At 35.6% G+C, this 13,297-nt stretch carries 10 protein-coding genes and 1 pseudogene; 10 read left to right on the top strand and 1 reads right to left on the bottom strand.

Features of this window, described 5'->3' with window-relative positions; translation table 11 throughout:
- Positions 1-23: 23 nt before the first annotated feature.
- Complete coding sequence (locus AB6E51_RS04770; protein WP_268811442.1) at positions 24-155, bottom strand: hypothetical protein; 132 nt, start codon at positions 153-155, stop codon at positions 24-26.
- A gap of 352 nt (positions 156-507) precedes the next feature.
- Between AB6E51_RS04770 and AB6E51_RS04765 the strand changes: the two genes are divergently transcribed.
- The 10 genes and pseudogenes from AB6E51_RS04765 to AB6E51_RS04720 all read left to right on the top strand — a co-directional run.
- Complete coding sequence (locus tag AB6E51_RS04765) at positions 508-3,873, top strand: Ig-like domain-containing protein (protein WP_372050126.1); 3,366 nt, start codon at positions 508-510, stop codon at positions 3,871-3,873.
- An 842-nt stretch (positions 3,874-4,715) separates the two neighbouring features.
- A complete protein-coding gene (locus AB6E51_RS04760) occupies positions 4,716-5,258 on the top strand; it encodes a hypothetical protein (RefSeq protein WP_102333148.1) in 543 nt (180 codons plus the stop codon).
- 108 nt (positions 5,259-5,366) lie between these two features.
- Positions 5,367-6,011: a hypothetical protein gene (locus tag AB6E51_RS04755; protein WP_102333147.1), complete on the top strand. Its 645-nt coding sequence runs from the start codon at positions 5,367-5,369 to the stop codon at positions 6,009-6,011.
- Position 6,012: 1 nt separating this feature from the next.
- Positions 6,013-8,769, top strand: coding sequence for a CS1-pili formation C-terminal domain-containing protein (locus AB6E51_RS04750; protein ID WP_102333146.1), 2,757 nt, complete (start codon positions 6,013-6,015; stop codon positions 8,767-8,769).
- A gap of 15 nt (positions 8,770-8,784) precedes the next feature.
- Positions 8,785-9,537 (top strand): hypothetical protein, encoded by a 753-nt coding sequence (locus tag AB6E51_RS04745; RefSeq protein ID WP_102333145.1) that lies wholly within the window; start codon positions 8,785-8,787, stop codon positions 9,535-9,537.
- A 2-nt stretch (positions 9,538-9,539) separates the two neighbouring features.
- Entirely contained in the window at positions 9,540-10,619 is a 1,080-nt protein-coding gene (locus AB6E51_RS04740) for a hypothetical protein (protein ID WP_102333144.1), read from the top strand.
- Positions 10,620-10,622: 3 nt separating this feature from the next.
- Positions 10,623-11,384 (top strand): hypothetical protein, encoded by a 762-nt coding sequence (locus AB6E51_RS04735; RefSeq protein ID WP_102333143.1) that lies wholly within the window; start codon positions 10,623-10,625, stop codon positions 11,382-11,384.
- A gap of 54 nt (positions 11,385-11,438) precedes the next feature.
- Positions 11,439-12,062, top strand: coding sequence for an AcfA family outer membrane beta-barrel protein (locus AB6E51_RS04730; protein ID WP_102333142.1), 624 nt, complete (start codon positions 11,439-11,441; stop codon positions 12,060-12,062).
- Between the two features lie 575 nt (positions 12,063-12,637).
- On the top strand, positions 12,638-12,994 hold the full coding sequence (locus tag AB6E51_RS04725) for a hypothetical protein (protein WP_102333141.1): 357 nt from the start codon (positions 12,638-12,640) through the stop codon (positions 12,992-12,994).
- A gap of 38 nt (positions 12,995-13,032) precedes the next feature.
- A pseudogene (locus tag AB6E51_RS04720) lies at positions 13,033-13,297 on the top strand (hypothetical protein); the annotation flags it as partial.

Below are 13,297 nucleotides of genomic sequence, written 5' to 3'. Positions count from 1 at the left end.
ATAGGCTCTACTTCTAAATTTAATCACGCAACAAAGCCCTTAACACGGTGTTTACTTGGAATAGTCATCATTAATGCTAAATGTGTAACACCTTTCAGGGCGGGGATTTTTACTAATTCAATGAGGCAAAGAGCCACTTTAATTAATGTTAACATATTAATACTCTTAGCGAATTTACTGTTTGATCTGAGTGCGATGCTAATTATATTAAGGACGAAATATTGTGAACGATAAAATTTCAAAGCTTAATTTAGCTCTATCAAATTAAGCGAAGGTCCATCCTTCCGTGTAGGAAAAGTCTTAAATTTTCAATGTTTTTATATTTCTGCTGTGTTTTTTTTTTTTTGTCCTTTATATTTCAAACAATGGTTGAATGTTATCAGTAAAAGCAATATTAGGATTGCAACTAATTTTCTACATGTAACATCTCGGCCTTTGTAAACAATTTATCTATGATTAATCGTTCATAGATGTAAATAAATCAAACATTAAATTGGTCATGTTAGAATGAGAAAAGGCAAACATAGATTGTTATATAATTCAAAAGTTATTTCTATTGGTCTTGTTACACTTGCATTAAATGGGTGTGGTACAGGCGAGGAGGAACCATCTTCTCCACAAGATTCCATAGTGGAAGTCGTTGCTCAAGATGCGTTGCTTAAAACTGAAATTAATGATAGTGGATATATTGTAGATTTATCCACTATTGTATTAGCTAATCAATCTGAGAATGTCTTTAGGCTGTCTGACGTGTCCGTTATAAATAGTAATTCATCATGCAGCCCTATCTCCATCGAACAGCAGTCTTTTACGATTAACCGTAAGCAAGCTACAGTTTGTGATTACGCGTATGCTGTTATTGCTAACAATCAAACAGATGTAAACGAACATAGTAGTGGTATGGTGCGCGTTGTTGTGAGTGATGGCGACATGTTTCAACTGCCAGCACTTTCGCATGTTGCAAAAATCAATGAAGTAAACACAACAACAGATCCAGACTATAACTACGAACCAATTCAAATTAATCTAATTAATGAATTAAGCTTAGTTGGAACCGATGTGTCTAATTGGACGCTCTCTCCTTCAATCACGCAGCCTTATACCAAAGGCTCTTTAGTTAACGTTGATGTTACAAATCACCTTATTGAATATATACCAGCTCCAGGGACCAGCGGTATTGACAGACTAATGTACAGCTATATTGATGACTCTGCTGGTCAAGCATATAGTGGTGTTATAGACATTGCAGTCGCTGAAAATGCGAACCAAGGGATTGAGTTGTTAACTCCCAATGCCATTTATGGTTTAAACGGCAAAACTTATGTCCCTCTTAAGGACGCGATTAATGGCATTGAAATCGACGTTAGCCCCTATGTGAATTCATTGGATGGGGACGATATTCAACTTATTTATGTGAAATCATTAACTGCCCCTCAAACAAGCATTGATGGCGCAAATCAAAATAATTTAACTAATACTAAATTTACATTTAAAGCATCAACCCAAAATGTCCATTTCGTCACTTATGCCGTCAGTGATCATAAAGGTAGTTATCAAATTGGCCATATTAGTGTAACCGTGTTGGATGAAAATGATATGGCTCCTTGGGTTGATGTAACTGACGAACAATCCAATACATTGTTTTACGCACCAAAGACTTTAAACGTCGCAATAGCAAATAGTTATACCTTTGACGAATCAATCACCACTCGTGTATCTGGAATAAATTACTCTGTAGCTGGATTATATAGCGATAGCGTTATTGAATATTGCTCTCAACTAAGTGCAGAGTTAGCAACAAGTGAAGAACTAAAATCACTAGTAGATAGAGGTTGGTTAAACACAGCACTTTGGCCCCAAAATAGTGAATATTTAGTTTTAGACCGTATTTCTGGAGACATTAAAATTCTCGATATTTCAGCTGGTGCGTATACTATAGATATAACAACGTTAGATAACCCTCTTTCGGATATCAGTTACTATCCTGCATGTGTCGAGAAAAGTGATGCGACAGATCGTATGTTAGTGAGTTTACAATTATCAGCCAAGTTACGCTCTGGTACTACTTCCATTTCCGTGCCAAATGGCAAGTCAATTAATACAACGCTGACCGGCTATTTTAACGACGGTTCGGTAGAGAATGACATGCTTTTATTCGATAAGTCATTGACCACGTTCGTACAAAGTAGTCAGCTTTTGACTCAAGATAGCTTTGGATTTATCGCACATACTATTGGTAACACAGATTTATATGGTCAATATAATGCTAATAAAGACCCATTGCGGTCTAATATTATTGATATTGAAGTTACAACTGCTGTAGTTACAAATGGTACGCTATCCGTGTCTTCGAGTACGGTACCGCAAGGTTCAACGATTACTCTTGATGGACAAATAGAGTACAGTGATAATTCGAGTTCCCTAGTCAGTGATGAAGCGAGCATTACATGGATGATTGATAAATCCGAATATACTGGTACGGGGTCTCACTATTATGTTGATGATATTACATATGACGGTTCAAATTGGACGTTAAAGTCAAGTGTAAATCAAGGAACTTTTGAGATCTATTGGATGATTGACGGTGTCGAGTCTAACCCAAAAGAAGTGACCATTGTTGAAGCTGTCCTGGTCAACCTAGAAAGTATCGTAACGAAAGATAGTACCTCGCACTTAGTAGCGAATGAATTTGCTATAGGCCGTCCGTTTTATTTCACTGTTATGGGTATATTTACAGATGGTGTGTCACGTGATGTAACATCAATGATTGAACAACAAAACTGGGAATATGATAGTAGCTACGTTAATCAATCAAGTACGTCATTCAACCAATTTACTGGTCATGCAGTTAATAGAAATCCCAATGATTGTGGATACGGTCAGCCAATTAAAGCTTGGTTGAATGGGCTGTCTATATGTAAAAGTGTCATAATAGCAGAACCCTATTTGATGTCTGTTACACTAACGCCAAGTCACCACATCTTACCCAGAGGTACTAGCGTGGATCTCACTGTTATTGGTACATATAGTGATGCCTCATCTCAAACCGTCAGTGGGTGTACTTGGGCATCTTCAAACTCAAACCGAGCAACTGTGGATGTCAATGGTAAAGTCTCAACAAATGCATCCAGCGAATTAGGCGACGTTAACATCACTGCTGAGTGTAATGCGCGTTATGGTACAGGTACATTGTCTAGTAGCACGAAAATTTCCGTGACAGGTCCTTCTCTTGTTAGTATAAATGCTTCGCCAGATTCATGGCGAATGAGTAGGTTAGAAACTGAAAAGTTAACCGCAATTGGTACGTACTCAGACGGAACCACCGCAGACATATCTGATACAGTATCATGGTCTAAAACTTCTTCTGGATACGACAGTAGTTTGACCATAAACGGGGCGCAAGTAACGGTTGGCGTTGGATATACAAGAAGTGGAAGTTTGGACTTTGTTGCCAAATTAAATGGGATTACAAGTGACACTGTTACATTAACGTTGTACAACTCATTTTATGTATCATCTAACAACATGAGAATTTCATTTCCTTCTAGGAGCGAATTAAATTGGTCGGGGTCGAAATGGTTTTGTGGAAATGTAGCAAGTGTACAAGGTGAAGATTGGGGCGGAAGAGATTCTGATTGGGGTGCTTTAAGCCTTGGAACCTCAGAGCAAATTTATAACGCTGGTGTAGCTAAAGAAATTCATGACATGTTTGTAAATCAGTTAAACGATGATGGCAAGCCTTATGGCACATACTATGGGGTGTGGAACGAGAAGAGTGGTAGCGAACGGTACTTATATAATATGAGTAATAATTCTGAGTCCTTTACTTGGAAAACAGATACTAGTACTTTTCTCTGTGGCCAATCTTTTTAGATTATAAATACCCGCCTTCTTAGAAGGTGGGTTTTCCTCATAATTCTCTAAAAAATGGTATCCATGCTGTTAGGTATTCAATAACTGGAATTGGCGATCATACTCTATGTCCTGTTTACCTTTATGTCGTACATATCGTTAAATTAATTTTTTCATTCCAGCAGTCCTTGTCTAAAAACTGTCCTCGCCCCAAAATTTTATTTCCTACCCCTTTTCGTATTCGAGGAGATTTATTAAGGCGTATTGATCTTTTTTGTCAATACAATAAATCATTGATATGTTGGCATGGTTTCCCTCTAACTTGTAATATCTACTTGAAATTGCCGTATACCTAATTTTCGACCAAGCGACTTTAACGCCAATCTATACAATCTTTGTCTATACCTTTCCCACTATATGCGGTAAATAAAAAGCGCGGAAGATTTAGCATCATCAGTTAATTAACCAGAGTCACCACTCAGATGCTGGTACATCCTTTTTAAGGACCTATAAGTGCTTAAGTTGCTTAGCCAGAGAGCTAGTGCTCGTTTTTTAAGAAAATATTCTGGTTTCCGCTTTTCGAGAGGTCTTGCATATTTAGCCCTCTAAGGGAGCTTGATCGATAAGGGACATATCCCTACAGACGTAAATATTTCCAGGTTAGCATTTGTAGTGGGATAAAATTCCATCTGCTAACTAGATGCGCGTTATTTAATGTAAAATACGTTTACAAATTGAGGCTTTTTTTAGTTTTAGTTTTAGTTTAGTTTTGGTTGTAATATTTTATTTTTGAATTATTTTTAGTTTATTTAAATGCAAGCAAAACGTTTTTATTTGAAAAAGAAAGGAAAAGGAAAAGTAAAATGAAAAAAATTACTGCATTATCGTTAGTTATTATGAGTGCTTTGACTAGCCAAGTTGCATTTGCCGATGCTACAGCTGTATTAACATGGAATGGTCAAGTTGGAGCGAATTTGGCTGATAATGATTACATGATTACTGGTAATAATGGTTCTACATCTGCTGATGCATTTAAAGGGGCGTTTTTAGATATTCAACCTAATGCAACATTTGATTCTGAGCATATTGTATTGGAAATGCGTGCGAATAGTGGAGACGCTACAAGTCCTGTAGCTGGTGATCTTTGGTCTGGCGGTACTGTTACTTGGACGCTTGATAATGTAGTTGCTGATATTGATGGTGTTGACTTGCAAGCACAAACAGGTGGTGCGCTTCCTATTGTCGTGTCTATTAATGGTGAAAATGTAAGCAAAGGCGCGAGTTACAGTGATACATCATTTAATCGAATTGGTGTTAAAGTTAGTAATCAGCAAGCACTGGATCCAAGTGTAGTAGCCGGTCGTGATATTGTTGTGGAAGTAAATTTATCGGCGACAGCCGCTTAAGATATTAGGTCTCTAGTCAATGATATTGTTGATCGTGTGATCGTGTGATTGTGTTAATAGTACAAGAGTACGTAAACTCTTGTGCTATTTTTATTATAGAAAAAAATAATGAGATATCTGGTTTATATAATGTGCTTGATTTTGTTGAGTGCTAATTGCTTTGCAAAAACAAAATATTTCAGAGGTAGCACAGATGTTACTACAAAAATTGAAATTTATAATTTGTATACAGAATCAATCACTGGAGTTTCTATTGTCCCAAATAAAATCAATTTGAAATTATTGGCGGATAAGAGCGGTTTTGAAAGAGAAGATGTGCATTTAATTATAGAGACAGATATTCCTTCAGGTATTGCTAATGTGCCAGATGTTAGTATTGATGTTCCTTATTCAATTGAGTTAGTTCAGAATGACGCTCACTGTATAAATAATAACTTTTTAAATGACGCCGTTGATTTTTCAGCTACACAATCAGCAAATCCTATATTTGTTTCCACGTTAATTAACAACGTTGGTTCTGGCAGTGATAATTATCAGTTTGTTGGAGTCGGAAGTTCGAATGGTTCAGTTGTAGTTGATGATTTCGCTGAAACAGATTCGCTATCTAATGGGCTATTGGTTAAAAAGAATACGCACAAGGTTGAATTGAGCTTTTTAACAATATCGGATATTGCACAAGCGATGCCTAGTGGTAGTGCAATGAACACTGAATGTGCTGGTAGCCTCTCTTTTTCTGTTACTATAGGTTTATGATATGTTATTTCGACTTGTCAAAATAAAAGCGATGATAGCAATTTGTTTACTTCCTGCATTGGTTGAAGCAAGCTCTTTGAAAAATAACATACCTAGTGGTTTTGATGAATTCTTTAGAAATAGTATTAACGAAATAAAACTTAGAAATTTAGATGGTAGCTTTACAGATCCTATTTTGCTTGTGTCTAATTATCAAACAGTTAAGCTGACAACTGTAGAAAGTCATTCTAAGATTCGTGACTTTTTAAACGATAATCGTATTGATGCCAAATATGTAGATGAAATAATCCAAGCATTGTCGGATGGAGTTTCTAACCAAAGTTCATGTCGCGGGTATATTACTGAGTGTGTATTATATCCTGAAATTTTCGAGTTTGTTTTCAATAATAGAGATAAAGAATTATATTTGTTTGTTCACCCTAAAGTTTTAGATTTAGGAAAAGGTCCGGATTCGATTTCTTATCACTCAGCTTATAGCGAGCATTCTGGGATTGTAAATAACGTAAATATGTATTTTTCATCATATTTGGATCAAGATACATCTGTGTCGATTAATGATCAGTTGGTTGCGGGTTTACCTTATGGGTATATCACATCTAATGTTGGCACTAATGTTGGTTTTGGAAATAGTAATAAAGAAAACGATCTTACTTTGTATGATATTTCTTATAATTTAGACTGGGATGACAAGCTCATAAAAACCGGTTATTTTCAATACTTGCCGAAAGTAAACTCCACTGACTTTCTCTCTGGTTCTAGTTCAATTATGCCACAAACTTCATTTTTTCTAGGTTCATCAAAAAATATGATAGTCGGCGGGAGTAATGCGAATAAACAGTTTAACTTTTATTCGGCTCAAAGCGGCGATGTTGAGCTTATTCGAGATGGTCGAATTATATATCAAGGAAATGTTGAACAAGGTCAAAATTCTATTAGTTACAATGAATTGCCATCAGGACGTTATGAAGTTGAGTTGGTTTTGCGTACAGGGGGAGCTCCGGTAAATCAGGGTGTTTACTTCATCTTTAATAGTATTGAAGATAGCCTAACTCAGGGGCAATTTGATTATTTAATTTCAGCTGGAAAAACGTCATCGGGCAATGGAATTTCAACAATTGAGTATGAAAACGGTCAAGAAATAGAAAGCAAAGCGTTTGTTCAAGGGCGTCTTAGTTATCAATTATTACCTAGATTACTTATAGGCCTTGGTACGAAAGTAATTGAAGATGAAGCCGCATTTGAAGTTGGCATGCAGTATTCACTTGGGTCTTTCGATGCTGATATAGTCTTAAATAGTCATGTTTTTAGCGATGGTCATTTTTTGAACACGACGTTTTCATCCAATTGGGGTAGTCTAAATTATGAAAAAATGAACAGTGAAGGAGGATATTTATCTACTTATCTCTATAATTCATCAAGTTATGAAAAGTTGTTTTGGTCATCTAACTACAGATTTGATAATGGTTCTTCTTTATATGCTGTGTATACGTTAAGTAAAGATGAAAACTTGGAACAAGGTGAGCGTATTTATGATGATGTATTGTTAGGTTATAGATTTGGTTCTTTTAGCCGTTCGTCATTCGATATCACTGTTCAAACTGATAGTGACTTTGAAGAGGGTTCTTTTTCGATAATGTGGACTTTACCATTATCTGATACTGTCGATTTGATATCGTCGGTAATGGGTGACAAGAGTTCAGCTAATCGCTTCTCTAATACGCTAAATAAAGCTGATTTATTAGAGTCTGACCTGATTAATAGTTCATTAAATATAAGTAATTTGTATGACAGGCGCCAAGGCACAGTTTCTCAAACAGGTATGATTACGGCTAATGGTATTGGTGATAAAGCACATTTTGGTGGTTCGCTTTATGCAAACAGTGACGGTACTATTGGGGCAACGGGTACTATATCTTCTACACAAATATTTTCTGATGAACTATATATTTCATCAAAATCGGCTTCATCTTATTTAGCATTGGATATTAAAGAGAAAAATAAGAATTTAATCGATAAAGAAGTAAACGGTTTTGTGACGGTTAATCAGGATGGGCGTAATCTAGTTAAGAAATCCACAACGGATTCGCTTAATATCATCCCGCTCTCGAGCTATAGTCAATATCGAGTGAATTTTGATGCTGAGAGTGTTGGATTAAACAATACCGGAGATAAAAATGCGATGTTTTTTTCTACGCCAGGTAAAGTTTTAAAATTTGTTCCACAAGTACATAAAACGGTTTCATTTATTAGTGGCTTTAATAATATTAATAATAACTTCGTCTCTAACGTAGAATGCTTAGGCGACGGATGTATATCGGTTGTTCAACTTATCGATGGTGTTTATCGTGTCACTGTTTTAGAAGGGTTTGATTTTAGATTAGTCAGTGATGGGAATGAGTGTTTTATACCTAGAAATGAACATAATGTATATATGAACTTTGGTAAGAATTATTGTTTGCCAACGGATACGGACGGCGTATTTGCTGTAAATGTTGATGGGAGAGGTTATGAAGCGATTTATGTCGGATTATTTACTAATGCAGAATTAGAGCAAAGCGGCATAATTAAACAGTTAGAGAATTATAGTTATCATATTATCACTAAACCAGTTGGTCAGTTAAACGCTGTTTATATAGCCAACAATAGAGTAAAAATGACGGATTTGCTCGTAAATCATATAGATTCAGTAGAGAAATTAAAAGAAAATGCTAAAAGAAAATATATTAACAATATTTTTTTTCCAGTGGCGAAACAATAATTTAAGAGGTCAAATATGAGATTTTTAAAAGTAAGTTCTGTATTGATTTTTGTATTTTGTCAATTTTTATCTTTGGCCCAAGCGTCAGGGTTAGTTGTGGATAAAATGTTTATTATTGCAGACGAAAAAAAGAATGGATTGTTAACATTAACAAATACTAGTGACTTGCCTTTGTTTATTTCGGCGAATATTGATGAATTTCATGTAAACGAAGACGGATCTGATTTTATTAAAACGCCCTATAACGCTAATAATGTAGAAAACTGGAAAATTAGTACAACTCAAAATAAGCTAGTTCTCCATTCTGGTGAGTCAAACAATGTAGGTATTAGAAGTCTTTGTTACAATGTGACATGTGATAGTTCCCGAGATTTAATGTTTTTCGTGACATTTATGCCATCGCCGTATCGAGATCCGGGCGATAGCTCTGATATGAGTTCCGCTATGCAACTTAATTATGGTTTTTCTCCAGTTTTTATTATTCCAACAGACAAACCAGATATAAAATACAAAATTAATCGTACAGATGATAATTTAGTAGTTGAAAATAAAAGTAACACTCTAATATATGTTTCTGTTAATAGTTGTGATAATGATAAAATGTATTCTGGTTGTTTTGTTAGATATATTGTAATTGCAGGCCGAACGAAGGTCTTTCAATTACCATCTGAAATAGAAAACAAAGAAATTACTGTTGATGTTGCATCCTATGACAATTCATTTAATAAACATGGTAAATTAAATATAAACGATGAGTTTAAGGATTAACAATGAAGTTATTCTATCTAATTTTTTTTCAAATTGTTATTTTTTCAAGTTCAGTAGCACAGGCAAAAATAGAATATCGAGTTAAAGTTGGTGCTAACGGCATTCAATGGGAAAACGCTGTCGATATTTCCGCGGATGAAAAGGTGATCTCTAATTGGCATGAAGCCAGTTCATTGGGATTGCCTACGGTAAAAAGTTGGGTGCCAAGCACGTTTGTAGTCCCTCCTGCGAAAGGAATTAAATTTTTTGGCTATTCGACTTTAAACGGCAGTGATTCAATTGAAGTTTCTAGTTTTTCTGTGACGGGGATGCAATACAACACTATTGGTATTGCAAGCTCAAAAGTTTCTTCTGGAATTGGTAGTGGTTGTAACTCTCAACTTATTTCTGGATCTGTTATAGATGTTCGGGGAGATAATTGTGTATCAAATATCCGTATAGATAATGATATATTATCCGTGCCATTCGTTTTGTATCGACCAATCATTTCTATTGATAATGCTGAGCTTCTAGGTGCATTAGATGGTTCTAATCAAGGTGTTTACTCAGCATCCGTGCCTGTTTCAATTAAAGTACCTTATTATATCGGGTCGACACTAACTTACCGTCAGTTCAGTGACGTCATTATTATTGTAATAGATTATGATCCAGTTTGGATTACTAATGTTGATTTGATTCCAGAAAACGTGGTTTTACAACCTATTTATTACCCAACTAGTCGACTTGTGTCGAGTAATGAAGCTGCTGTTCAAGTTAAAGTTGATGGTTATTTTAGTAATGGTATTCGATTATCTCTTTTAGATAATAATTACTTTTTAGAAAACACTAATAATGTCAATATTAAAATACCATATTATATTCACTGTAAAGGTTGTGGTGCTAATCGAAATGAAAATAAAGTGTTGGTTAATGATAGTGGTACGATTTTAAATCAATGGGTCACTATCGGGAGTGGTGTCTCTCTAATAAATGATCCAATTATATTTAATTTAGCATTTGGCTATATAGATGTAGATGGTACAACTCTAACTTCTGGAGAATATATGGATACTGTCAACTTTGCAATTGAACCAGAGATATAGATAATGAGAAAATATAATCGAGCAGTCTTTTTGATGTTTTCTATTCTTGTAACGAGTAAAGTGTTTTCTCAAGAAGATAATGTTACTGTTAACGATAACATTAAGTTTGGCATTGGTTATGCTGGAAGCTTAATTGAATCAGGTGAAGGGTATGATGAATATCATGGTTATGAGGTTTCTTTCGGCTATATATATCAAGACAGATTTTTGGTAGAAACGGGACTGTCAAAACTTAATAGTAGTAACGAATTTAATCCTGACAATTATTTTTTAAGATCTAGTAGGGTATTTCCTTTAAGTGATTATGCCTCTTATTATGTGGGCGCAGGAGTTAATTATCTTAATAAAGAAATCTATCCAGGAATCAATGTTGGTATCCATTTTGAGTTTCACAAGGATTGGTATGTTGATGCTGGTTATCAAACCTTAATTTCGGATATAAATGACAATATATATTCATTACTGTTGTCAATAAATTATAAGTTTGAAATAAATCCAATTCAAGTTGATAATGTTAAGGATGATTTTATTGTTCTATCTCGTCCGACAACAAGTATCAAAAATTTTGATGGTGATAAACGCGTAAAAAATACGTATTATAAAAAATATTCCGTGATAAAAGGTGATAATCTTACATTTATTTCACGTAAGTTAGGTGTTCCATTACATGAATTAATATTATCTAATCCGCAACTAGCGCTAAAAAGAAATTCAATTGACCTTATTTATCCAAGCGAAATTATATATTACCCAAGTCGAAGGTAAGAATTTTTTTAAATTTTAAGGTTATAGGTTTTAATTTAAATTGTGTAGGTTATTATGCAAAAATTATTATTAATTGCCATTTTTCTGGCTCCATTAACATCGTTAGCTTCACCTTATATAGGCCTGGAATATGGGTTTAGTTTTCACAAGAGTCAATTCAACGCAAACTTTTCTGATGGCGTCACTTTAAAACCTGAGTTTGATTATGGTATTGTTAGTGCAACGTCGGGATTTTCATTCAATGAAAAATGGGCCGCGGAACTCAGCTATAGCCAATATAAAATAAGTGAGTCCCGGAAAGATATTAGTGTTGATACCCCTGGTCTATATTTCGATAAAGAGTGGGATGCATCTATGAACGTTAAGCAAGTAGAATTATCTTCAGTGTATACGCTCGCATTAGATGGCCAATGGAGTGCTAGACTTAAAACCGGCGTCACATATAATCAATATCGTGCAAAATCTAGAAAAACTGACAATCAGAATGTAAATGGCGAAGAACTAAGTGAAGTACTTTTGAGTCACAAGTTAGAAGAAAATCATTTTGGTGGTGTAATTGGTGGGGCTATAGTTTATGATTTTTCGCCCATGCTATCACTTGGGGCTAGCATCAATCATCAAATGGACAAATTTAATGCAATGACAAGTTTAAATTTGATGACTAGATATTATTTTTAATTTTATTCTGTATATACAGAAAACCACGGGTTTACCCTTGGATGAATGCTTTTGGAGGCGGTACGATGGATAAATGCAATATTATCCATCGCCCTACAGTGTTTATTACACGAAATATCACGTAGTTTGGGTAGCTAAGTATCCTCGGAAAATCCTGAATCCTGGTATGTGCAGCTACCTACGAAAGGTTATGCCGTAGTTACTGCGAAGTTTATTTGGTGTTGAGATAGAGACGATAGGTTTTGATGAAGATCATCTGCATACGCTGTTTTTCAAGCAAGCTGTCGTCTTTTTTACAATTTAGTAACATGAATGATTACGCTGCACACTTTTCAGGGTTCAAGTACACCTCCTCTCGCGATAACTTATGGCACTGTTATCTGACATTAAGTAATCACCCAACGCCTCCGCTACTGCGTAGCTGTGCTTCGTCGTGCCTCCTTATTGCCTTTCACTGGCTTCAATTAAGGTCGAGTAAGGGCTTGTTTTCTTATGTGCCGATTTTCCTTTCTACTCGCATCACTGGATGTCGCTCGCAGACTGTTCACCATCCTCAAACAGAAAGGAAACTTGTCATGGCACAACAAAACCCAACCCCAACTATCTCTAAATTGACGCTCAGCGATCAGCGTTTCGCCGCTGGGCACGAAAGCTTACCAAAAAATGATATCTCTTTACTGCGTACTCCTCAGCGAACAGAGGGAGAAGAGCACGGCTTTTCTCTTACGCCGTGTAGCGACATTACATTAGCTGAACTCAAAATTGCGGGATTTACTTCGCGTGATTCTAAGTTCTACCCATCCACTCAGGCTGAGGTTGAGGAGAGTATCTTACACCACTTTAAAATAGCGGACTTAACTGACAATTTTATTGTTAAGGATGTATCAGCTCCTTCAAGATCCCTCTTTTCGTTTCACCGTTGTCCGTTTTAATTACTGGGATATTTTTGTATTAACGTAAGGAGTAAGCCATGAAATATCTCTCTCACTATATTCAAGCCAAACAAACGCAAGCATTTAATGAGGCGGGGGCGTTCTTTGCTTTGTCTAATAAGTAGTTCGATGGAGAAAAAAAGAGGGCGTGAAATATGCGTCGTTAGGTATGGGTTTAATTTGCCCTGTTGATAATGCGAAGCAATTAATGACCCGTTTAGATTCTATTGCTCAAGAAGGGATCGCCAAAGACATCGAAGAGAATGGTAAAAAAGCGATCATTCGCCGTGAGCTATTCAATCA

Source organism: Vibrio sp. 10N.247.311.47 (assembly GCF_041467535.1).
GTDB classification, from domain to species: domain Bacteria; phylum Pseudomonadota; class Gammaproteobacteria; order Enterobacterales; family Vibrionaceae; genus Vibrio; species Vibrio crassostreae_C.
The sequence above is the reverse complement of the archived record's forward strand: the minus strand, read 5'-3'. Positions and strand labels throughout refer to the sequence as shown.

Bases quoted from the DNA above. Each gene is read 5' to 3' on its own strand.
- AB6E51_RS04770 (WP_268811442.1), bottom strand. From the start codon at position 155: ATGTTAACATTAATTAAAGTGGCTCTTTGCCTCATTGAATTAGTAAAA.
- AB6E51_RS04765 (WP_372050126.1), top strand. From the start codon at position 508: ATGAGAAAAGGCAAACATAGATTGTTATATAATTCAAAAGTTATTTCT.
- AB6E51_RS04760 (WP_102333148.1), top strand. From the start codon at position 4,716: ATGAAAAAAATTACTGCATTATCGTTAGTTATTATGAGTGCTTTGACT.
- AB6E51_RS04755 (WP_102333147.1), top strand. From the start codon at position 5,367: ATGAGATATCTGGTTTATATAATGTGCTTGATTTTGTTGAGTGCTAAT.
- AB6E51_RS04750 (WP_102333146.1), top strand. From the start codon at position 6,013: ATGTTATTTCGACTTGTCAAAATAAAAGCGATGATAGCAATTTGTTTA.
- AB6E51_RS04745 (WP_102333145.1), top strand. From the start codon at position 8,785: ATGAGATTTTTAAAAGTAAGTTCTGTATTGATTTTTGTATTTTGTCAA.
- AB6E51_RS04740 (WP_102333144.1), top strand. From the start codon at position 9,540: ATGAAGTTATTCTATCTAATTTTTTTTCAAATTGTTATTTTTTCAAGT.
- AB6E51_RS04735 (WP_102333143.1), top strand. From the start codon at position 10,623: ATGAGAAAATATAATCGAGCAGTCTTTTTGATGTTTTCTATTCTTGTA.
- AB6E51_RS04730 (WP_102333142.1), top strand. From the start codon at position 11,439: ATGCAAAAATTATTATTAATTGCCATTTTTCTGGCTCCATTAACATCG.
- AB6E51_RS04725 (WP_102333141.1), top strand. From the start codon at position 12,638: ATGGCACAACAAAACCCAACCCCAACTATCTCTAAATTGACGCTCAGC.